10 protein-coding genes and 1 riboswitch are annotated in these 22940 nt (G+C 73.9%); of the genes, 1 reads left to right on the top strand and 9 read right to left on the bottom strand.

The features are described from left to right. Window positions 1-30: 30 nt before the first annotated feature. The 8 genes from ACFYTT_RS03300 to ACFYTT_RS03265 form a co-directional block, all read right to left on the bottom strand. Entirely contained in the window at window positions 31-912 is an 882-nt protein-coding gene (locus ACFYTT_RS03300) for a dihydrodipicolinate synthase family protein (protein ID WP_387257460.1), read from the bottom strand. Beyond that, window positions 909-1931: an exo-alpha-sialidase gene (locus tag ACFYTT_RS03295; RefSeq protein ID WP_176093760.1), complete on the bottom strand. Its 1023-nt coding sequence runs from the start codon at window positions 1929-1931 to the stop codon at window positions 909-911. Before ACFYTT_RS03295 ends, ACFYTT_RS03300 begins: the two co-directional genes overlap by 4 nt. Further along, window positions 1928-3460 carry a tripartite tricarboxylate transporter permease gene (locus tag ACFYTT_RS03290; RefSeq protein WP_387257459.1) on the bottom strand — a complete coding sequence of 511 codons (1533 nt, stop codon included), beginning with the start codon at window positions 3458-3460 and terminating at the stop codon, window positions 1928-1930. The genes ACFYTT_RS03295 and ACFYTT_RS03290 overlap by 4 nt, the downstream gene beginning before the upstream one ends. Continuing rightward, window positions 3457-3951, bottom strand: a complete 495-nt coding sequence (locus ACFYTT_RS03285; RefSeq protein ID WP_176093758.1) for a tripartite tricarboxylate transporter TctB family protein — start codon at window positions 3949-3951, stop codon at window positions 3457-3459. Before ACFYTT_RS03285 ends, ACFYTT_RS03290 begins: the two co-directional genes overlap by 4 nt. Beyond that, window positions 3951-4916, bottom strand: coding sequence for a tripartite tricarboxylate transporter substrate binding protein (locus ACFYTT_RS03280; protein ID WP_176093757.1), 966 nt, complete (start codon window positions 4914-4916; stop codon window positions 3951-3953). Before ACFYTT_RS03280 ends, ACFYTT_RS03285 begins: the two co-directional genes overlap by 1 nt. Then, window positions 4913-5596 carry a GntR family transcriptional regulator gene (locus ACFYTT_RS03275; RefSeq protein WP_176093756.1) on the bottom strand — a complete coding sequence of 228 codons (684 nt, stop codon included), beginning with the start codon at window positions 5594-5596 and terminating at the stop codon, window positions 4913-4915. The genes ACFYTT_RS03280 and ACFYTT_RS03275 overlap by 4 nt, the downstream gene beginning before the upstream one ends. Window positions 5597-6167: 571 nt before the next feature. Continuing rightward, the gene (locus tag ACFYTT_RS03270; RefSeq protein WP_387257958.1) at window positions 6168-7220 is read right to left on the bottom strand and encodes a ribonucleotide-diphosphate reductase subunit beta; all 1053 of its coding nucleotides are present in this window, start codon (window positions 7218-7220) and stop codon (window positions 6168-6170) included. Next, the gene (locus ACFYTT_RS03265) at window positions 7217-9592 is read right to left on the bottom strand and encodes a ribonucleoside-diphosphate reductase subunit alpha (RefSeq protein WP_387257457.1); all 2376 of its coding nucleotides are present in this window, start codon (window positions 9590-9592) and stop codon (window positions 7217-7219) included. The genes ACFYTT_RS03270 and ACFYTT_RS03265 overlap by 4 nt, the downstream gene beginning before the upstream one ends. A 134-nt stretch (window positions 9593-9726) precedes the next feature. Next, window positions 9727-9935, bottom strand: a riboswitch (cobalamin riboswitch). Between the two features lie 120 nt (window positions 9936-10055). Between ACFYTT_RS03265 and ACFYTT_RS03260 the strand changes: the two genes are divergently transcribed. Next, window positions 10056-22004: an amino acid adenylation domain-containing protein gene (locus tag ACFYTT_RS03260; protein ID WP_387257455.1), complete on the top strand. Its 11949-nt coding sequence runs from the start codon at window positions 10056-10058 to the stop codon at window positions 22002-22004. On the opposite strand, the gene ACFYTT_RS03255 is transcribed toward ACFYTT_RS03260, so the two are convergent. After that, window positions 21950-22933: a DMT family transporter gene (locus ACFYTT_RS03255; RefSeq protein ID WP_387257453.1), complete on the bottom strand. Its 984-nt coding sequence runs from the start codon at window positions 22931-22933 to the stop codon at window positions 21950-21952. The genes ACFYTT_RS03260 and ACFYTT_RS03255 overlap by 55 nt on opposite strands. Window positions 22934-22940 lie beyond the last annotated feature (7 nt).

The following is a 22940-nucleotide window of genomic DNA, read 5'->3' as shown; positions in this document are numbered from 1 at the left end:
GGCGGTGTCGGGTGACGGCGGTGTCGGGGGTCAGAGCAGGTCGGCGACGTCGGCTTCGAGCGCGCGACGGTCGTCGGCCGAGATCGGGTCGAGCGGGGCACGCATGCCGCCGGCCGACAGCCCGCGCAGTTCCAGGACGGCCTTGAGGTGGGCCAGGTTGCCCTGCCGGGTGGCGGCCACCGCCCGCAGCGACCGTTCCCGGGCCACCGCGAGCGCGTCGGCGTCCCCGCTGCGCAGGGCGTCCCGGACCGCGAGGAAGGGTGCCGGCAGCGCCGAGCTGACCCCGGAGACCACTCCGGCGCCGCCGGCCGCGACGACCTCGGTGAACTCCGCGTCGGCACCGGAGTACGCCGGCAGGTCCCGGTCGCCGAGCGCGGCGAGGTACTCGGCCAGCACCGAGGTCGGCTCGCCGCTGATCTTCACGCCCGCCAGACCCGTCCCGGCCAGCCGGGCCAGCGACCGTGGCGAGACCGTCGTGGTGGTCCGGGCGGTGAAGAGGTACGCGTACACCGGCCGTCCGGCGGCGGCGGTCACCACCGCCTGGTAGTAGTCGAGCAGGGCCCGCTCGGTGGCCGGGAAGTAGTGCGGGGTGAGCGCCGCGAGTCGGGCCGCTCCCCGGTCGACGGCCGCCCGGGTGAGACGAACCGCCTGGTGGGTGCTGGCGTGCCCGACGTGCCAGTAGGTGCGCTCGGGCCCGAAGGCGTCACCGGCGGCGGCGGCGACGTCCAGCCGCTCGTCGTCGGTGAGGGTGGTGAACTCGCCGGTGGTGCCGGCGACGAACACCCCGTCGACGGGGTGCGCGGCGAGTTGGTCGTAGGCCGCCCGGGTGGCCTTGAGGTCGACCGCGCCGTCGGGGTCGAACAGGGTCGGCAGGGCGCTGATCAGGTTGGCTCCGGGGTGGGCCGTGGTCATGAGATGTGCTCCGAGGGATCGAGCAGGGCGAGCACGATGCCGCGCCGCTGCCAGGTGTACGTCACAGCGAGCCGGTCCCCGACGGGGATCAGGCAGGGGTACGAGAACTCGTTGTCGCCGGTGGTCAGGACCCCCGAGTCGGCGGGCCGATAGCCCTCGTCCGCCGTCTCGCCGAGCGATTCCTCAAGGGTCAGCCAGGGCCGGAAGGTCTGCCCCTCGTCGGTGGAGACGGAGACGGTCAGGGGCGCCCGGCTGGCCCAGTCCCCGGTGGTCGGGTTGTGGGCCAGGTGGACGCGGTCGCCGAGACGGGTCACCGCGATGCCGGAGTTGTTGTTCGGCACGGTGGACAGCGAGCCGGGCGACCAGGTGCGGCCGTCGTCGACGCTGGTGGCGGTGACGAGCCGGCCGGCGGTGCTGCGGGCCAGCAGGCGTACCTCGCCGGTCGGGGTCTGCCAGAGCGCGGGCTGGATGGCGCCCGCGCCGGGGAAGGTGGCGTGGTCGAGCCGGATGTCCGGGGACCGCTGCCAGGTGTCGCCGTCGTCGTCGCTGCGCTCCACGAAGCAGTCCCATCGGGGGCGCTCGCCCCACCTCTCGGTGGAGGCCCCGGCGAGCAGTCGGCCGGAGCGTAGGCGCAGCGGCGGGGTGCGGACCGGTCCCCGGCCGCCGGGCTCGGCGTCGCCGAGCGGTCGGGGCGTCGACCAGGTCCGGCCGCCGTCGGTGGAGACGACCCGGTGGGTCACCCAGGTCGAGATGGTCGCGCCGACCTTGAACCAGCAGACCAGGTCCCCACCGGTACGCCGGTGCAGCACCGGGTTCCAGCAGGGTGCCAGGTCGCCGCTGACCACCGTCGGGGCGCTCCACCGGTCGTCGGTCCCCCGGCTGAGCCAGATCCGCGAGTCGGCCGCCCCTTCGTGGTCGCCCTGGAACCAGGCGACCACGAAGGTGTCCTCGGTGACGCAGACGGTGCTGCCGTGGCACTGGCCGGGCACGTCCCGGACCACGAAGTGTCGTGTCGTCACCGGCTCGCTCCGGCGGGGACCGGCGGATCGGTCGGGGTGTCGCGGTCGGTGGGGCCCTGCCGACGCGCCTTCATCCGGCTGCGGATGCGGGGCACCGCCACGGCCAGCACGGCCAGCACGAGCAGGCCCACCGCGATCGGGCTGGTGTAGATGGTCTCCAGTCCGCCCAGCTCCATCGACCGGCGGAAGTTACGCTCGGCCAGCGGGCCGAGGATCAGGCCGAGCACGATCGGGCCGGCCGGGAAGCCGTACCGGCGCAGCAGCAGGCCGAGTACGCCGAACAGGACCATGACGCCGACGTCGAAGACGCTGTTGTTCACCGCGTACGTGCCGACGATGCAGAAGGCCAGGATCACCGTCCACAGGAACCGGCTGGGCAGCTCCAGCAGCTTGGCTACGCCGCGCATGCGCAGCAGGCTCAACCCCAGCGTCAGCACGGTGGCGAAGAACATGATGCCGGCGATCGAGTAGACCAGGTCCGGTTGCGAGGTGAACAGGCCCGGACCGGGCTGGATGCCCCAGATGATCATCGAGCCGAGCATCACGGCCATCACCGAGTCGCCCGGTACGCCGAGGGCCAGCGTGGTCAGCACGGACCCGCCTACACCGGCGTTGGAGGAGCCGTCGGCGGCGGTGAGCCCCTCCAGGGAGCCCTTGCCGAACTTCTCCGGCTCCTTGGAGACCCGCTTGGCCTGGTTCCAGGCGACGATTCCGCCGATGTCCCCGCCGACGGCCGGCAGCACGCCGACCACGGTGCCGACCGAGGATCCGACGGCGATCGGCTTGACCATCTGCCGGGTCTCCTGCTTGTTCGGCCACCAGCGGCCGAAGCTGGTGATCGCCTTCTGGGTGCTGTGACGACGCGAGATCATCTGGCTGAACACCTCGGCGATGCCGAACAGGCCGATGATCACCGCGATGAACGGAATCCCCTCGACCAGTTGCGGGATGCCGAAGGTCAGCCGGTCCGAGCCGTCCATCGGGTCCCGGCCGACGGTGCCCAGCGCCAGACCGAACAGGCCGGCGATGAGGCCCTTGACGAGTTGCCGGCCGGAGACCTCGATCATCATGGTGAGACCGAAGACCACCAGCGCGAACATCTCCGGCGAGCCGAAGCGCATGGCCACCGTGCTCAGCGGGATCGCGGCGACCATCAGCACCGCGATGCCGACGAAACCGCCGACCGCCGAGGCGAAGGCCGACGAGGTCAGCGCCAGGCCGGCCTTGCCCTGCTTGGCCATGGCGTAGCCGTCGAAGGTGGTGGCGATCGACGCCGGAGTGCCCGGGGTGTTGATCAGGATGGCCGGGACCCGGTCGCCGAACTGTGCGCCGATCAGGATGGTCAGCAGCACGGCCAGGCCGGGCAGCGGGTCCATGGTCAGGGTGAAGGCGCTGGCCAGGGCGACCGCCATGGTGGCGGTGACGCCCGGGAACGCGCCGACGAGCATGCCGATCGCGGCACCTGCGAGGACGCAGACCAGCATCTGTACGGAGAGGAGGGCACCGAAGCCCTCGACCAGTGCGCTCATAGCGGGACCCTCAGCAGCAGGCCGAACAGGCCGTAGATCAGCACGGTCACCCCGGCGGGGAAGAACAGCAGGTCCTTGATCCCGCGACCCCCGGCGATCCAGGTGAGTGCGGCGACGAAGACCAGTCCGGAGACCAGGAAGTGCAGGTAGTACCAGAGCACCCCGAAGGCGAGCGTGGCCGCGACGAAGCCGACCACCCGGGCGATCCCCGAGCGGGTGGCCGGTCCCTCCTCGTCCTCGTCGTCGGCCACGGCGGGCGTGGTGACGAAGGCGAGGACGATCTGCAGGGCCGACAGACCGATGATCCCGATGGCGAGCGTCTCCGGCCAGATCCGGGGACTCACCGCCAGGGCCCGGGCGGGCAGCTCGATCGAGCGGGCCAGCCACAGGAACACGGCGCCCAGTACCAGGAAGACCATCCCCGGTGCCGCCGCGCGCCAACGCGCGGCGGCACCGTGATCACCCTGGATCGGCGGGTGGTGGATAGCCATCAGCCGTAGATCTGGCCGAAGCGGTCGTACTCGGTCTGGGCGAACTGACTGGCCTCGTCCGGCGAGGTCGCCAGCGGCGTGTTGCCGGCCTTGGTCATCACGTCCTTGAACGCCTCCGAGGAGGCGGCCTTGCGGACGGCGTCGGCGAGCCGCTGCCGGACCTCGTCGGGCAGTCCGGCGGGGGCACCCATCAGGCCCCAGCCACCGATGACCACGTCGACGCCCTGCTCGGTGGCGGTGGGCACGTCCGGCAGCGAGGAGACCCGCTCCGGGGCCAGCACGGCGAGGATGCGTAGCTGGTTGTTTCCGGCCGCGGCGGCGGACTCGCTCACCCCGGCCATCACGGCCTGGACCTCGCCGGAGACCCCGGCGGCCACGGCCGGCGCGCCGCCGTCGTACGGCACCGGCTTGAAGGTCGCACCGGCCGCCTCGCCCAGGGCGAGGGTGGCGGCCTCCCAGATGGCGCCGGCACCTGAGTTCGACACGGTGATCGTGCCCGGCTCACGCTTCGCCGCGGCCAGCAGGTCGTCGAGGCTCTGGTACGGACTGTTCGTCGGCACCGACAGCGTGGCCGGCGCGTTCATCACCTGCCCGAGCACGGTGAACTGCTCCGGGGCGATGTCGGCGCCCTGGTGCCCGAGCATCGCCACCTCGACCGGGATGAACCCGATCGAGTACCCGTCGGCGGGCCGGCCCTTGAGGTAGGTCAGGCCCACCCGGCCGCCGCCACCGGTCCGGTTCTCCACCACGATCGACCGGCCGAGGTCCGCCTCCAGCTCCTTGGCCAGGGTGCGGGCGGTGAGGTCGGAGCCACCACCGGCGGCGGCGTGCACGACGAGGGTGAGGTCCTTCTCCGGGAAGTTCTCGCCGGAGGCGGTTTCGCTCCCGCCGCGGTCGGCGCAGCCGGTCACCACGAGGGTGCCGGCGACGGCCAACGCGGCGAGGCGCAGCATGCGTGATCTCATAGGTCGTTCTCTCTCTGGACGGGGGTCGGGGGGTTCGCGGAACGCAGCCGGGAGCAGGTCGTCTGCAGGTGTCGGTGCAGCTCGGCCTTGACCTCGGCGACCTTGCCGGCGGTGATCAGCCCGGCCAGGTCGTGGTGCTCCCGCGCCGAGGGCGCGAGGTCGGCCAGCCGCTTGCCGGAGGCGTGCAGCAGACCTTCGATGGTGGGGCGGAACTGGTCCCACAGGACGCTGAGCCGGGTCATCCCGGCGGTGGCGAAGAACGCGCTGTGGAACCGGATGTCCGCGGTCGTGAAGGCGACCGGGTCCCGGTCGTTCACCGCCGCGTCCATGTCGATCAGGGCGGTACGCAACTGACGGGCGAGGACGTCGCGCCGGACGGTGATGGCCCGCTCCACCGCCAGCAGCTCGAACGACTCCCGCAGAGCCATCAGCTCCTCGATGTCGGCGTCGTTCAGCGACCGGGTGACGGCGTTGCGGCCGGAGCCGGTGACCAGTCCCTCCGACCGCAGGATGCGGATGGCGTCACGGACCGGACCCCGGCTGACCTGGAAGGAGTCGGCCAGCTCCTCCTCGACGAGCCGGGTGCCCGACGGCACGTCGCCCACGATGATGCGACGGCGCAGCTCGCCGGCCAGCTTCTCGCCGAGGGACTCCGCCCTGATCGGCCTCACGTCCAACACGTTGTCCTCCTGATAACTGTTAACAGTTAACACTCGACTCATCCCACGGTCAACGGAAGATGACGAACGAGTTTCTCGATGTTTCCTGCCGGCATTTCGCCTGGTGGATGCCCCGGACGGGCCGAAGATCGGACCCTGCGCGTCGGTCACCGGCGCGCGGGGCGGGAGCACGAGGGCCGCCACGGGCCGCTCAGCGGGCAGCGGGGTCAGGCCCGGCCGCCGGTCCCCACGCCGTGGTCATGGCGACAGGGTACGGGCGCGGCCGTCTCGTCGACGCGCACGGAAGCGGGACGTGGACGAGGTCGGCACACTCAGGCTCGGTCGGTGTCCGGTACGAGCGCTGTCGAGCTGACAGCGGCGACGGATCGCGAGGCCGATAGCGCAACCGGTTCAGCTCGACAGCGGCCGACGACACGACCACGCCGGACACCACCTCCGCTCCGGCCACAGGGCCGGGCACCCGCCACAGGACCGGGCACCGCCACAGGACCGGGCACGGCCGGAGCCGAGCCGGAACGCCGAGGTCCCGGGTGGCGTCACGCCACCCGGGACCTCGGCACAGCCAGGTCGATCAGAAGTCGTCGTCGAAGCTGACCGAGCCGGTCACCCCGACCTGGTAGGCGGAGACCCGCCGCTCGAAGAAGTTCGACAGCTCCTGGACGTCCTGCAACTCCATGAACGCGAACGGGTTGCCGCTGCCGTACATCGGGGCGATGCCGAGGACGGCCAGCCGCCGGTCGGCCACGTGCTGGAGGTACTCCCGCATGTCGGCCGGCGACATGCCGGAGACGCCCTGCTCCAGCAGGTCGACGGCGAACTGCACCTCGCACTCGACCGCCTCGGCCAGCATGTCCTTGACCTGCTGCTCCAGCTCGGCGTCGAACAGGTCCGGCTCCTCGGCGCGGACGGTGTCGACCACGTCGAAGGCGAAGGCCATGTGCATGGACTCGTCGCGGAACACCCAGTTGGTGCCCGAGGCGAGGCCGTGCAGCAGCCCCCGGGAGCGCAGGAAGTAGACGTAGGCGAAGGCGCCGTAGAAGAACAGGCCCTCGATGCAGGCGGCGAAGCAGATCAGGTTCAGCAGGAAGGCCCGCCGGTCCTCGCGGGTCCGCAGCTCGCGCAGGTCGAAGATGGAGTCGATCCACGTGAAGCAGAACTCGGCCTTGCGGGCGATCGACGGGATGTTCTCCACCGCCGCGAACGCCTCGAACCGTTCCTTCTCGTCCGGAACGTAGGTGTCCAGCAGGTTCAGGTAGAACTGGACGTGCACCGCTTCCTCGAACAGCTGCCGGGAGAGGTACAGCCGGCCTTCCGGCGAGTTGACGTGCTGATAGAGGTTGAGCACGAGGTTGTTGGCGACGATGGTGTCGCCGGTGGCGAAGAACGCCACGAGCCGGGACACCAGGTGCTGCTCGGCCGGGGAGAGTTTGGCCAGGTCGGCGAGGTCGGAGTGCAGATCGACCTCCTCCACCGTCCAGGTGTTCTTGATGGCGTCCTTGAAGCGGTCGAAGAACTGCGGGTAGCGCATCGGCCGCAGGGTCAGGTCCATGCCGGGATCGAGCAGCAGGTGCCGCTCCCCCACGCCGGTGCTCGTGCTGGTGCTGGTCTCGGAGACGGTGGTCACTGGCATGCCTCGCAGCTCTCGGGGTTCTCCAGGGAGCAGGCCAACGCCTCGTCGTCGCTGACCGCCACGACCGGCGTGACGCTCGGGGTGACGGCGACGGTGGCCTGCTGGATCCGGGTCGCCGGACGCGACCGCAGGTAGTAGGTGGTCTTCAGCCCGGACTTCCAGGCGTACAGGTACATCGAGGAGAGCTTGCCGATGGTCGGCGCGCTCAGGAACAGGTTCAGCGACTGCGACTGGTCGATGAAGGGGGCGCGGGCCGCCGCCAGGTCGATCAGCGCCCGCTGCGGCAGCTCCCACGCGGTCCGGAACAGCTCGCGTACGTCGGCGGGCAGCTCGACCACGCCCTGCACGGAACCCTCGGCGCGCTTGATCTGCTCCCGGATCGGGGCCGTCCACAGCCCGCGCGCCTTCAGTTCGCGGACCAGATAGGTGTTGATCTGGAGGAACTCGCCGGACATCGTCTCGCGCTTGAACAGGTTGGACACCTGCGGCTCGATGCACTCGTAGCAGCCGGCGATCGAGGCGATGGTGGCGGTCGGGGCGATCGCCACCAGCAGCGAGTTCCGCAGGCCGTGCCGACCGATCGTCTCGCGCAGCGCGGCCCACCGCTCGGTCTGGCCGACCTCGGCGCCCCACAGGTCCGGGTGCAGCTCACCCCGGGCGGCGCGGGTCTCGGCGTACGCGGGATGCGGGCCGAACCGCTCGGCGAGCCCGGCGGAGGTCTCCAACGCGGTCAGGAAGATCTCCTCCTGCACGCGGGTCGACAGCTCCCGGGCGGCCGGGGAGTCGAACGGCAGGCGCAGCGTGAAAAGCGCGTCCTGGAGGCCCATCAGCCCGAGCCCGACGGGGCGCCAGCGCGGGTTCGACGCCGCCGCCTGCTCGGCCGGGTAGTAGTTGATGTCGATCACCCGGTCCAGGAACACCACGGCGGTCCGCACCGTCGCGCGCAGCCGCTCCCAGTCGACCCCGTCCGCGGTGACGTGCGCGCCCAGGTTGACCGACCCGAGGTTGCAGACCGCCGTCTCGGCGTCGTCGTTGACCTCCAGGATCTCGGTGCAGAGGTTCGACAGGTGGATGGTGTTGCCCGGGGCACCGGTCTGGTTGGAGAGCCGGTTCGAGGCGTCCTTGAAGGTCATCCACCCGTTGCCGGTCTGCGCGAGCGTCCGCATCATCCGGCCGTACAGGTCGCGGGCCTTGACGGTCTTGACCGCCTTCTTCTCCGCCGCGCGGTACGCCTCGTCGAACGCCTCACCGAACAGGTCGGGCAGCTCGGGAGCATCCGACGGGTCGACCAGCGACCAGTCGCCGTCCGCCTCGACCCGACGCATGAACTCGTCCGGAATCCAGTTGGCGAGGTTCAGGTTGTGCGTACGACGGGACTCCTCGCCGGTGTTGTCCCGCAGTTCGAGGAACTCCTCCACGTCCGGGTGCCACGGTTCGAGGTAGACGCAGGCCGCGCCCTTGCGACGACCGCCCTGGTTGACCGCGGCCACCCCGGCGTCCAGCGTCTTGAGGAACGGCACGATGCCGTTCGACCTGCCGTTGGTGCCCCGGATCAGGGCGCCCCGACCGCGCACCCGGGACCAGGAGATGCCGATGCCGCCGGAGAACTTGGACAGCTTCGCGACCTGGTGGTAGCGCTCGTAGATGGAGTCGAGCTCGTCGCGCGGCGAGTCGACCAGGAAGCACGAGGACATCTGCGTGTGCCGGGTGCCGGAGTTGAACAGCGTCGGCGAGCTGGGCAGGTAGGCCAGGCTGGACATCAGCCGGTAGAAGCCGATCGCCTCGCCGGGCGTCTGGGACAGGCCGCAGGCGACCCGCAGCAGCCAGTACTGCGGCGTCTCCACCACGAGCCGGGTCTGCGGGTGCCGCAGCAGGTACCGGTCGGCGACGGTGCGCAGGCCGAAGTACTCGAAGCGCAGGTCCCCCGCCGGGTCGACGGCGTCGTCCAGCTTGCGGGCGTTGCGGGCCACGAACGCGGCGGTGTCGACGCCGATCAGGCCCAGGCCGTGTGCGTACCGGATGGACTGGCTGAAGCTGGCCACCTGCTGTCCGCGGACCTCCTTGTCCACGTACGCGGCCAGCAGTCGGGCCGCCAGCTTCGAGTACTGCGGCTCCTCACCGATCAGTTCGGCCGCGGTCTGGATGGAGAGCTTGTCCATCTCGGCCGTGGTCGCGCCGTCGTACAGCCCGCTGATGGTCTTCGTCGCCACCCGCAGCGGGTCGATCTCGTCCAGGTCGGCGACCCACCGCTCGACCGCCTTGACGATCTTGTTGACGTCCACCGGCTCGGTGTCGCCGTTCCGCTTGCGGACCTGCATGACGTGCCGGCGTTGCTCCGGCCCCGCCTGCTCCTGGGTCACCGTCATGTTCCCCTCCTCACGCCTGTCCCCGAGATCGTCGGGTCCGCGCGGGAGGACGCCGCCGGTCTGCCGACGGCACTGCTGCCGTGACGACCAGCTCCTGGCGTCGGCCGTCCCACGCGGCCTTCGACCGCCGCACACGTCGCGTGCGGCGCGCTGGCAGGTCTTCGGACTCGTGGGCCTGATGCTCGCGCCTACTGGCCGTCGCTTCCCAGACCTGGCGGGTCCAGTGCGTGATGACGGCGGTCGTTCCCACTCACCGCTGCGGGGCAGTCCCGGATTCACACCGGGTTCCCTCTTGCCTCGACCGCCGTGGAGCGGCGGTCGAACCAGCTACGGGGCACACCATATATGGGTGCGGTGCGGAGATGGCAACACCAGATGCTGTGCCGGGCGTGTCGCGTGTCAGATGACGGGCATCCCGGCGACCGTCGGCCGGGTACTCGATCATGCCCACTAGCATCGTCGCGTGCAGACTGCGGCCGGACCCGGCGACCGACGGACACTGCTCGACGTCCTCGTCCAGGCCGCGGATCGCGCACCCGACCAGGTGGTCGTGCACGTTCGCGAGGACGGCACCGAGCGCACCGTCACCGTGCGGCAGTTGCGGGACGAGTCGCTGCGGGTGGCGGGCGGCTACCGGGCGGCCGGCGTGATCCCCGGCACCCCGGTGATCCTGGTCGCCGACGCCGGCGACGACTTCCAGCCGCTGTTCTGGGGGGCGCTCGCCGCCGGGCTGGTCCCGGTGCCGCTGCCGCCCGAACCGGCCCGGGTACGGGCGGTGCGCGAGCTGCTCGCCGACGCGGTGACCGTGGTGGACGACGCCACCGGGGCGGTCGCCGACGGGCTGGCGGGCCTGGTGCTGCGGCTGGCCGACCTGCGTACCAGCCCCCCGCTGGAGGAGTCGTTCGCCGCCGACCCCGACGACGTGGCGTTCCTCCAGTTCTCCTCCGGCAGCACCGGCACGCCGCGCGGGGTGGAGCTGACCCACGCCAACGTGCTGGCCAATGTGGAGCAGTCCCGGCTGGCCAGCGGCGCCGGGCCGGACGACGTGCTGGTCACCTGGATGCCGTACTTCCACGACATGGGGTTGATCGGCACCCACCTGACCCCGCTGGCCATCGGGTGCACGCAGGTCCGCGTACCTCCGATGGCGTTCGCCAAGCGCCCGGCACTGTGGTTCACCGCCGCCCACCGGCATCGCGCGACCCTGCTCTCGGCGGCGAACTTCGCGCTGGCGCTGGCGGTCCGCCGGGTCCCGACGGATCTTCTCGCCACGCTCGACCTGAGCCGCGTCCGGTGCGTGGTGGTGGGCGCGGAGCCCATCTCCCCCACGGTGTGGCGGGCCTTCCTGACGCACGTCCGCCCGGCCGGGCTCGCCCCGGCCGCCCTGCGACCGGTGTACGGCCTGGCGGAGGCGACCCTCGCGGTGACCTTCCCGCCGCCCGGGGAGGTCGCCGCGCCGCTGGTGCTGGACCGTGCCGCGCTGAGCCAGGGCCGGGCGGTGAGCACCGCGCCGGGTACGCACGCGGTGGAGCTGATGGACCTGGGACACCCCGTGCCCGGCTGCGAGGTACGCGTCGTCGACGAGCGGCACCGTCCGCTGCCCGAGGAGCGGGTGGGCCTGGTCGAGGTACGCGGCCCGAACGTGGCGCGCGGCTACCACCGGGATCCGCAGGCCAGCCGGGAGACCTTCGTGGACGGCTGGCTGCGCACCGGTGACCTGGGCTTCCAGCGCGCCGGCCGGCTCTGTGTGACCGGCCGCGCGAAGGACGTGATCTTCGTCAACGGCCGGACGTTCCACGCGTCCGACCTGGAGGCGGTGGCCGCCGCGACCGCCGGGCTGCCGGCCACGATGACCGCGGTGGTCGGCTGCACCGACCCGGACAGCGGCGGCGAGCGGATCGTGGTCTTCGTGGCCTGGGCCCGTCCGCCCGCCGGGGCAGCCGTGGTGCTCGACGCCACGCGGGCCCGGGTCGCCGAGGCGGCCGGGCACCACGACGTGCGGGTGCTGCCGCTTCCGCCCGGCGCGTTCGCCCGCACCACCAGCGGCAAGCTGCGGCGGCGACGGATGCGCGAACGCTACCTGGCCGGTGACTTCGCCGACCGGGAACGCCGCTGGCACCTGGCGGCGACCAGCCGCCCACGCCCGTCGACGTCCGACCCCACTCCACCGGCGACCTCGACGGACCCACACCCGGTATCCGCGCCGCCGTCCCCGGGGCCGCTGTCCCGGCGACGGGTCGAGCAGGTCGTCCGGGCGGTCTGGGCCCGGGTGCTGGACCGGCCCGCCGACACCATCGCGGCGGACGACCGCTTCCTGGCCATCGGCGGGTCGTCGCTCACGGCGATGGAGGTGCTGGCCGGGCTGGAGGACGCCCTCGGCACCACGTTCGATCCGGCGGACCTGCGGGACTGTCCCACCGTCGCCGCGCTCACCGACCGCATCCTGGCCGGGCCGTCGGCGACCCGGACGGCACCGCTCGGGAGTCCCGTCCCACCGGCACCGGACGACCGCTCCGGCGCGACGCCGCTCGCGGTCATCGGGATGGCCTGCCGGTTCCCCGGCGCGGACGACCCGGACGAGTTCTGGCGCGGGCTCGTCGACGGCGTCGACGCGGTGCGGCCGGTGCCGGAGCACCGGTGGACGCCGCAGGACGGCCGACCTCGCTGGGGGTCCTTCCTGGACGACCCGATGCAGCTCGACGCGGACTTCTTCGGGCTCTCCGACGAGGAGGCCCGGCTCACCGACCCGCACGCCCGACTGTTCCTGGAGATCGGGTACGAGGCGCTGGAACGGGCCGGGTACGCCGGCCCGCGCCGGCAGGGCCGACGTGTCGGCGTCTTCGCCGCCGTCGGCGAGAGCGCCTACCCCGAGCTGCTGGCCGCCACCGGTGCGGTGACCGGACCATCGGCGCTGGTCGGCAACCTGCGCAATCTCGTCGCGGCCCGGCTGTCGCAGACGCTGGACCTCGCCGGCCCGGCGATCGCGGTGGACACCGCCTGCTCGTCGGCGCTGGTCGCGCTGCACCTGGCCGCGCGCAGCCTGGCCACCGGCGAGTGCGACATCGCGGTGGTCGGCGGCGTGAACCTCAACCTCACCGAGACCGCCTACCGGCTGCTGGACGCCGCCGAGGCGTTGTCGCCGACCGGGCGGTGTCGCGCCTTCGACGCCGACGCCGACGGTTTCGTGCCCGGCGAGGGCGGCGCGGCGCTGGTCCTGTGCCGCCCCGACGACGCGTACGCCGCCGGGGACCGGGTGCTCGCGCTGGTCGCCGGCACCGCCGTCGGCAACGACGGCCGGTCGTTGAGCCTGCTCGCCCCGAATCCGCAGCGGCAGTGGGAGGTCATCGCCCGCGCGTACGCGGACGCCGGGCTCGACCCGGCCGCCGTCTCGTACGTCGAGGCGCACGGCACCGGCACCGGCCTCGGTGACCCGGTGGAGGCCCGATCACTGGCCGCCGCGTTCCCGCCCCGCCCCGACGGCACGCCCCGCTGGCTCGGGTCGGTCAAGACCAACCTGGGGCACCTGCTCAACACCGCCGGCATGCCGTCGCTGCTGAAGGTGGTGCTGGCCCTGCGGCACCGGCAGTTGCCGCCGTCGCTGCACCACGTCCGGCCGTCCACGCGGTACGACCTCGACGCCGCCGGTTTCACGGTGCTCACCGAGGCACGCCCGTGGACCGCACCCGGACCGCTGGTCGCCGGCGTGAACGCGTTCGGTTTCGGCGGCACCAACGCGCACGCCGTCCTGCGCGAGGCGCCGCCCCGGGAGCCCGTACCGCCGCCGGACGGCACCGGCGCGCACCTGGTGACGCTCACCGCGCGATCGGCGGCCTCGTTGCGGCGCAGTGCCCTCGACCTCGCCAGGCACCTGCGCGCCCGGGGTGACCTCGACGTGGCCGACGTGGTCGCCAGCGCCGGCACCGCCCGTGACGACGCGCCGTACCGGTTGGCGCTCGTCGCCGACGACTCCGGGCTGGCGGACCGGTTGGCGGCGGCCGCGACCGCGTACCGGGACGAACCGGTCGGCCGGCGGCCACGCATCGTCTTCGCCTTCCCGGGCGACGGATCGCCGCCGGACGCACCGGCGGTCCGTGACCTGCACGACCGGCTCCCGGTCTTCCGGGCCCTGCTGACCGGGGCCTGCGCCGCCGCCGGCCCGGTGGCGGGACGACCGCTGCTCGCCTGGTGCCTGCACGACGGGGCGGAACGGACGGACCGGCGGGTCAGCGCCCCGGCGGGCGTGGTGGTGGCCCTGGCCCTGGCCGGGCAACTCGCCGCCTGGGGGGTGCGGCCCGATGCGCTGCTCGGACACGGTGTGGGTGAGCTGGCGGCAGCCGCCGCCGGGGGCGCGCTGGGCGTCGCCGAGGCGGTCCGGCGGTCGGTCGCGCTCGCCGATCCGGCCGCCGCCGGGGACGGCCACGCCGACCGGGACGACGACGGGTACGCCCTCGTGGCGCTGCGGGGCGTGCCGGTGTTCAGCCCGGCGGCCGGGCGGTGGGATCCGCCGGACCCGCTGCGGTGGGCCACCGGGGCGGCGAGCGGAGCGCAGTGGCGTGCGGCGTGGCGACGGCTCCACGACGACGGGTACGACACCGTGGTCGAGCTGGGCGTCGCCGACTCCACCCGGGACACTGCCGCCCTGGCGCCGGACTCCGGCACCGGTGGCGTCGGCGCGACGGAGCATCGTGGCGGGCAGGTCGACGGAGCGGCCCATCCCATGGTCCGGATGGTCGCCGTGCCCGGCGGGCCCACCGCTACGGCGTCGTTGCTGGCCACGGCCGGACGGCTCTGGGTCCGGGGTGGTCCGCTCGACCGTCCCGCCCTGTACGCCGGGCGGCAGCGGGTGCCGGTGCCGACCTACCCGTTCGCGCGTCGCGCCTTCCCGCCACCGGGATCACCGCAGGCCGCACCGCTGCACGTCGTCGCCTGGCGGGAGGTGCCGGTGGTCGCGGGCGTACCCGCCGGGTGGGTGCGGCTGCGCGGCCCGGGGGTGGGCGGTCCGTTCGCCGACGCCCTGGTCACCGCACTCACCGCCGACGGGGTCGAGGTCCGCACGGCCGACACCCCCACGGTCGTCGCTGACGACACCCCCGGCGTCACCGTGCTGCTCGCCGGGGCGGCGGTGGACACGCCGGACGTGGCCGCGCTCGACGCCGCCGTCACCGCGCAGGTACACGCCGTCCGCGCCCTGATCGACGAGGACGCCGACCGGCCGGGCCGGTTGCTGGTGGTCACCGAGGACGTGCACGTCACCGGCGCGGCGGCGGAGCGTGCCCGCCCGGTGCAGGCGGTGCTGGCCGGGTTGACCGCCGCGCTCGCCGACGAGCGTCCGGGCCTGCTCGTGCAGACCGTGGACCTCTGCTCCTCGGACGGTACGGCGACGCGGGTCGACGCCGTCCGCCGCGAGTTGTCCGCCCTCGCGGCGGGCCCGGCAGCCGTCTCGCCCGGCCCGCGTGCGGCGACCGGGGTGGCCTGGCGGGACGGACGCCGGATGGCACGTTTCCTCGATCCGGTGTCGCCGGGCGCAGGAGGAGTCCCCGACCCGGTGGTGACGTCCGTCGACCGGGCCGTCGGCGCTGCCGGTGGCGGGTCTGCCGGGGCGGGTGCCGTGTACCTGATCGTCGGCGGTGCCGGTGGTGTGGGCGCGGCGCTCGCCCGGTCCCTGGCCCGCCGGGAGCAGCCGACCCTGCTGCTGGCCGGCCGGTCGGACCACGCACCGGCAGCGTTGCTGGCCGAACTGACCGCGCTGGGGGCGACGGCGACGTACCACCGGTGTGACGTGACCGTGGCCGCCGACGTGGACGCCCTGCTCGCCGCCGTGCCCCGGGTGGACACCGTGTTCCACGCCGCCGGCACCGTCCGGGTCGGCACCCTGCGCGCCAAGTCCGTCGCGGACGTCCTCGGCGTGCTGGGTCCGAAGGTACGCGGCAGCCACCTGCTCACCGAGGCGCTGCGGCGACACGGCCACGACCGGACGGCCCTGGTCGGGTTCTCCTCGGTCAGCGCGGTGCTGCCCGGCCTGGCCGGCGCGATCGGTGACTACGCCGCCGCCAACCGGTTCCTCGACGCGTTCGCGACCGCACACCGGGCCACGGGCCGCCCGGTCCAGGCGGTCGGCTTCGCCGCGATCAGCGACACCGGCATGGCCGCCCGGACCGGCGGTGGCGGCCCCGGTGCGATGCCGGTCGACGACGCGCTGCGCGCCCTGGCGCTCGCCCGTCGTGTCGACGCCGCACACGTCGTCGTCGCGGCCGGGCCGGAGAGTCCGGCCACCGCGCCGACGGTCGGCGTCCCGGTCGGGGCCGCCGTCGCGACTGCCGCCGTCGCGACCGCCACTGCCGACACCGGCGCTGTCGACGTGCCGCGTGGAATCGCCGGTGGGGACGGCGGACCGGGCCGGGACGAGGTGGCCGGGCTGCTGCGGCGGTTGCTCGCCGAACCACTGCACCGGCGGCCCGACGAGATCGCCGACGACACCTCGTTCCTCGCCCTCGGCCTGGACTCGCTGGCCGCCGTGGACCTGGTCAAGCGGCTGGAGGAGGAACTCGGCCGGGAGCTGCCGGTCACCCTGTTCTTCGAGTACACCACCGTCGCCGACCTGGCCGCCCACCTCACCGGGATGCGCGACGCCGAACCCGTGACGCGTACGCCGTCGGTCGGGTCGCGGACGTCGGTCGAGGGCGACCCGTTCCCGCTGACTGCCGTGCAGCGGGCGTTCCACGTCAACGACCGGCTGCACCCGACCGTGGCCAGCTTCGCCTTCGTCCAGCAGACCGTCACCGGCCCCCTGGACGCCTCGCTTCTCGGGCAGGTGCTGGCGCGTCTGGAGGCGCGTCACCCGATGCTGCGGGTCCGGTTCGCGCCCGGTCCGGGTACGCCTCGCCAGGTGGTCAGGCCCGTGCCGGCCCGACCGGCTCCGACGCCGGACTGGTACACGGTGCGGACGTTCACCGAGCCGTTGACCGAGGTGCGGGAGCGGCTGTGCAACACCCCGGTCGACCTGTCCCGGCAGCCGCCGTTGCGAGCGGTCCTCGTCCGGGAGGCACCCGATCGGGCCCACCTGATGCTGGTGCTGCACCATGCCGCCGGGGACGGGTTCAGCCTGAACCTGCTCAGCGAGGAACTGTGGGCCGACTACACCACCCTGGCCCACGGCCGTACGCCGGTGCACCGCCCGCCCGCGCCCGGGTTCGACACGTACGCGCGCGAGGTGGCCGTGCCCACGACGGCCGACCTGGCGTACTGGCGGGATCTGCTGGCCGACGGCACGACGCTGCGGCTGCCCTTCGACGGTGACCCGGACGGACCTCCCGGCCCGCCCCTGCTGACCCTGCCGAGTGAGGTGGCGCCGGATCTGGTGTCGGCGTTGCGGGACCGGGCCGCCGAGGCCGGCGTGACGCTGTTCCATCTGCTGCTGGCCGGGTACGTGCGCTGCCTGGCCCGGTGGGGTGGGCAGCGACGCGTGCCGGTGACGGTGGCGCGGGCCGGTCGCGACGCCCGGCTGGCCGGGATCGACCGCATCGTCGGACCGTTCGCCGACACCCTGCCTCTGGTCCTCGACGTGGACCCCGACGAGCCGCCCGGACGGCTCGCCGACCGACTCCGGGTCGCCTGGTCGGCGGCGCAGCGACACGGCTCGGTCACCAGCCTCGACCTGGCCCGTCTGCTCGACCGGCCCGGTGCCGGGCCGCGTACCGCCAGCCCGGCCGGGTTCAGCTTCGCCCGGTTCCCGGTCACTCTCGACCCGGACTGTCCGGTCGCCGTGACGCCCACGGCGGCCGGTTCCGGTTCCGCCGCCACCCGGTTGAGTCTGCTCTGCTGGGAGGCCGGTGACGGTCTCGGCCTGTCGTGGAACTTCCCGCGCCGACTGTTCTCCCCGGCGACGGTGGCCCGGCTCGCCGCCGAACACCGGGACGACCTCGTCGCGATCGCCACCGGCCGACCGCCGCTGTCCACTGGTGACTCCACGCGTCCCGCGACGGTCCTGGCGGTCGCCGACGCCGGGCGGCAGCCGGTCGGCGGGGGCGACGTCACCGCCCGGATCCGGGCGGTCTGCCGACGCACCCCGGACGCGGTGGCGGTGACGACCGGCGCCCGGACCGTGACCTACCGGACGCTGGACCGCGACGCCGACCGGGTGGCCGCGCTGCTCGCCCGGCACGGGGTACGCCCCGGCGACCGGGTCGGCCTGCTCACCGCCCCCGGACCGCAGACCGTGGTCGGGGTGGTCGGCATCCTGCGGGCCGGGGCCGCCTGGGTGCCGCTGGACGCGGCCCACCCACCGGCCCGCCTCGCCGACCACCTGGTCCGGGCCGGAGTCAACGTACTGCTGCACGACGACGACTCGACCGCCGTGGCAGCCCGCCTCGACGCTGCCGCACGACCGGTCCCCTTCGACGGGATCGCGACCGTCGCGGACCACGACGTGCCCTCGGTGCCCGAGGCGGCACCGGACCGGACCGCCTACGTGATCTTCACGTCGGGGTCGACCGGGCGACCCAAGGGCGTACCGGTCAGCCACGCGTCGATGCGCACGTACCTCGACTGGGCCGTCACCACCTTCGGCTACCGGCCCGGGGACCGGCTCGCCCAGACGGCGTCGAGCTGCTTCGACGCCTCGGTCCGGCAGATCCTGGCCCCGCTGCTGGTCGGGGCCACCGTGGTCACGTTCACCCGCACCCTGCTCCGCGATCCGCAGGCGTTGCTGTCCCGGATCGCCCGGGACCGGATCACGGTGTGGAGTTCGGTCCCCACGCTGTGGGAGCGGATCCTGCGCGCCGCCGAGGAGCACGGACGCCGGCACGGCGAGGTGCCCGACCTGACCGCGCTGCGCTGGGTGCACGTGGGCGGCGAGGAACTGTCGCCGGTGGCGGTCCGGCGCTGGTTCGACCTGTTCGGCGACGCCCGGATCACCAACCTGTACGGCCCGACCGAGACCACCGTCAACGCCACCTGGCACCTGATCGACGCGCGGCCGGACGACGCGGAACGCCGACTGCCGATCGGCCGTCCGGTCGGCGGGGCGGTGGTCCGCGTCGTCGACCCGGACGGTCGGGACTGCCCGCCCGGGGTGGCCGGCGAGCTGTACCTCGGCGGTGCCGGTCTCACCAGCGGCTATCTCGGCGAGCCGGAGCTGACCGAGGCGGCGTTCGTGATCCACGACGGCGAGCGGTTCTATCGCAGCGGCGACCGGGGCCGACTCGCGCCGGACGGGACCCTGGAGTTCCTCGGCCGCCTCGACGACCAGATCAAGATCCACGGTCACCGGGTGGAACCCGGCGAGATCGAGGCGGTGCTGCGGACCCATCCGGAGGTCGCCTCGGCGACCGTCCTGCACCGGGCCGATCCGCACCCTCGCCTGCACGCCTTCGTGCTGCCCGCGCCGCAGACCACCCCCACCACGGCCGCGCTGCGCGCCCATCTGGCCGCTCACCTGCCGGCGCACATGGTGCCCGCGCGTCTGCACCTGCTGGCCAGCCTGCCGTTGACCGCCACCGGCAAGGTCGACCGCGAATCGCTGGCGGCGCTGGCGGACCGCCGCGCACCGGCAACCGGCCGCACCGGTCCGGCCGGCACCGAAGCGGAGCTGGCCCGCATCTGGGCCGGTCTGCTGGACCTGCCGGTGGTCGGCCCGGACGACGACTTCTTCGCCCTCGGCGGCGACTCGATCCTGGCCCTGGAGGTCTTCGCCCACCTTCAGGAGCGCCACGCGGTCACGGTGAGCCCGACGCTCCTCTACGAGCACCGGACTCCGGCCGCCCTGGCCGCCGCGCTCGACGCCGGTGCGGCGGACGACGATGCCACGACGGGCCCGACGACCGTCGACAGTGGACCGGTTGTCGACGCCGTGCCGCAGACGGACTCCGCCGCGCCGTTTCCGGTCACCGCCGCCCAGCGTGGGTTCCTGCTCGCCGACGCCGTCCTGCCCGGTGCCGGGACTGCCTGGCTGGCCCGGTTGCGGCTGCACGGGCCGTTGCGCCGGGACGCCTTCCAGCGTGCGGTGGACCTGCTGGTCGCCCGGCACCCGATGCTGCGGACCGTCTTCCCGGCCGGTGCCCGGCCACCGGTGCAACAGGAACTGCCCGTCGCGATGCGGCTGCCGGTGGCGTACGAGAGCGTGACCGGCCCGGCCGAGGTGGCCGCTCGGGTGGCGGAGGAACGTCGCCGACGGTTCGAGCCGTGGGCTTGGCCCCTGCTGCGGTTGCGCCTGCTGCGGGTCGCACCGGACGACCACGTCCTGCTGGTGCACGCCCACCACCTGATCGGTGACGGCTACAGTGCCGCGCTGCTGGGCCGCGAGTTGCTGGCCGCGTACCACGCCGACGGGACGGCCGATCCGCTGCCGCCGCTGCGGGCCGGTTTCCGGGACTACGTACGGCTGCTGGCACAACGGGCCGCCGCCGCACCGGACCCGGCCGCGTACGCGTGGTGGTCGCAGCGGTTCGGGTCCGCGTACCGGCCACCGGTGCTGCGGGCGGAGACCGATCGGCGGCACGCCGACGGCACCACGGATCCGGGGACCCCGGTCCGCGCGTTCACGCTCGACGCCACGGTGGTGGCGGGACTACGCCGGCTGGCCACCGACGCGTCGAGCACCCTGTACGCGCCGGTGCTGACCGCGTACCACCGGGTGGTGGCCCGGTACACCGGTCAGGACGACCTGGTCCTCGGGTTGGCCGTGACCGGACGCGACCACCCGCTGCCGGACCTGCACCGGATCTTCGGGCCGTGTGCGGCGATGCTGCCGCTGCGCCTGACCGGCACCGAGCCCTTCCCGGTCCATCTGGCCCGGGTCGCGGCCGAGGTCAGCGCCGCCCGGCAGTACGCCGACCCGCCGTCGATCGCGGCGGCCGTGCCGGCCGGACGACCCGACGGCGCGCCGACCGGCGCCCAGTTCTTCTTCAGCTTCCTGGACTTCGACGCGCTCCGGCCCGCCGCGACGGGGACGGTCGGGCCGGACCGGCTCGACCTCTCCTGGGACGAGGACAGCGAACTCGCCCCGCCGCCGCTGGGCACCGACCTGTTCCTCACCGCCCGGCCGGTGGCCGACGGGCTGCGGGTCACCCTGCGCGGCTCCCCCACGGCGCTGAGCGCCGCCGACCTGGACCACCTCGCCGACCGGCTCCGCGCCGACCTGAACGAGGCGGCGACCGGGCCGGAGCCGGCGGCAGCCGGCCCGAACGCCGCCCCGTCCCCGACGAGCCCGGTGGCGACCGCACCGAGCCAGGGGCCGGCCTCGCCGCACACGAGCACGGCGGCGACCGTCCGACCGGGTCCGACGCCGACACTGACCGCCGCCATCGTCGGGTACCTGCCGTCGCCCGCGCAGCTCGCCGTGATCGCCGGGCTGCCCGCCGGGAGCCTGCCCCGCGAGCAGCTTCGCGAGCTGCTCTTCCCCGGCGGGCGACCCCGGCTGTTGGAGGAGCTGTCCACTCCGCTGGGCACCTCCGGCTTCGTCTGTCTCCCCCGTTTCGCCGACGAGCTGACCACCGCCGGGGACGGGCTCGCCACCGAGGCCGCCGCCGCCGTCGACCTCGCCGCCGGTCTCGGCGCGACCTGCGTCTCCCTCGCCGGCCTGATCCCCGCCCACACCGGGTACGGGGTGGGGGTGCTGCGGCGCACGCGGACCGCCACGGCGGTCACCACCGGTCACGCGGCCACGGTCGTCTCGGTGGTCCTGACCGTCGAGGCAGCGCTGGCGGCGACCGGGCGCAGCCTGGCCGGACGGACCGTCGCCGTGGTCGGTCTCGGCTCGATCGGGTTCTCCTCGCTGCGGCTGCTGCTGGCCCGCGCGCCCCGGCCACCGGCCCGGCTGCTGCTCTGCGACCTGCCGGCGACCGCGCCCCGGCTGGCCGACCAGGTGGACCGGCTCCGCGCCGACGGGCTCACCGCCGCCGTCGAGATCTGCCCCACCACCCCGGCGGTGCCCGACCCCGCGTACGCCGCCGACCTGATCATCGGGGCCACCAGCGCGGCCACCGAACCACTCGACGTCGACCGGTTGCGCCCCGGCACGATCGTGGTGGACGACTCCTTCCCGCACGCGCTGGATCCCGCCCGGGCGCTGGCCCGGATGCGGCGGGACCGCGACGTGCTGGTGGTCGGCGGCGGGCTGCTGCACGTCGGACCGACCAGCCGTACGGTGCCGGTGGACCTGCCGTCGGCGGCGGTCGCCGGACACGCGGCGGCACTCGGGTTGCCCGGCACCATCGCCTCCTGCCAGGTGGAGTCGCTGCTGCGGGCCGCTACACCCGCCCTGCCGCTGGTGCACGGCCTGGTGGACGACTCGACGGCGGCGGCGTACGCGGTGGCACTGACCGAGGCGGGGGTCACCGCCGGGCCGCTGCACCTGCTGCGTCACCGCGTCGAGTCGGACCTCCCGGCGGCGCTGCCGGAGGTGCCGACGACCTGAGGCACGCGCTGCTCCGGCTGCCGCACCGCCGGCCGGGAGCTGCGGTTCTCGTGCAGCGCGAGCAGGACCACCGAGGCCAGCACCAGCGCCAGGCCGACCCACTGGCTGGTGCCGAGTCGACCGTCGAGCAGGGTGAGCCCGACCAGGGCTGCGGTCAGCGGGAAGGCCAGTTCGGCGAGGGTCGCGTTGGACGCGGGCGTCCGACGCAGGGCGTGGTAGTACAGCGTCAGGGCGAGCAGGCCGGGGATGGCGGCGAGCAGCACCAGCCGGGGCACCAGCTCGATCGGCACGCCGACCGGGGTGCCGGTGGCCGCCGCGAAGGTGGCCAGCGTGACCAGGCCGACGCTGAACCGCAGCGTGGTGACGTGCAGGAAGGAGAGTTCGGCGCTGACCATCCGGCCGAGGACGGTCCCGGCCGCCCAGAGCGCCGCCGCGCCGAGGGCGAGTGCGGCCGCGGCCAGGCCGCGCGGCTGCGCCGCCAGCGGGTCGGGGAAGGCCAGCAGCCAGGCGCCGACGAGCGCGGGCACCGCGAAGAGCGGGAACCGGGGGCCGACCCGCTCCCCCAGCAGCATGGCGGCCAGGACCAGGGCGAGCACCGGTTGGAGCTTCTGCAACACCTGTGGGGTGATCGGGTCGCCCAGCCGGAACGCGGCGGTGAAGAGCGTGGTGGCCAGCGCCGAGGAGCCGGCGCCGATCACCAGCACGGCCAGCTTCGTCCGCGCCGAGGACCGGGCCAGCGCGCGGACGGCCGGGATCACCCAGGGTGACACCAGCAGCACCAGCACGACGTGTTCGGCCAGCACCACGCTCAACGCGGGGAGTTCCCGGGCCAGCGGCTCCCGCAGCAGGCTGGAGAAACCCCAGAGGCTGGCGGCCACGGCGACCAGCCAGGTGCGATCGCCGGTGGCCCGGCTGGTGAGCGGGCGCATCGTGTTC

Source organism: Micromonospora sp. NPDC003816 (genome assembly GCF_042874705.1).
Lineage (GTDB): Bacteria > Actinomycetota > Actinomycetes > Mycobacteriales > Micromonosporaceae > Micromonospora.
The sequence above is the reverse complement of the archived record's forward strand: the minus strand, read 5'-3'. Positions and strand labels throughout refer to the sequence as shown.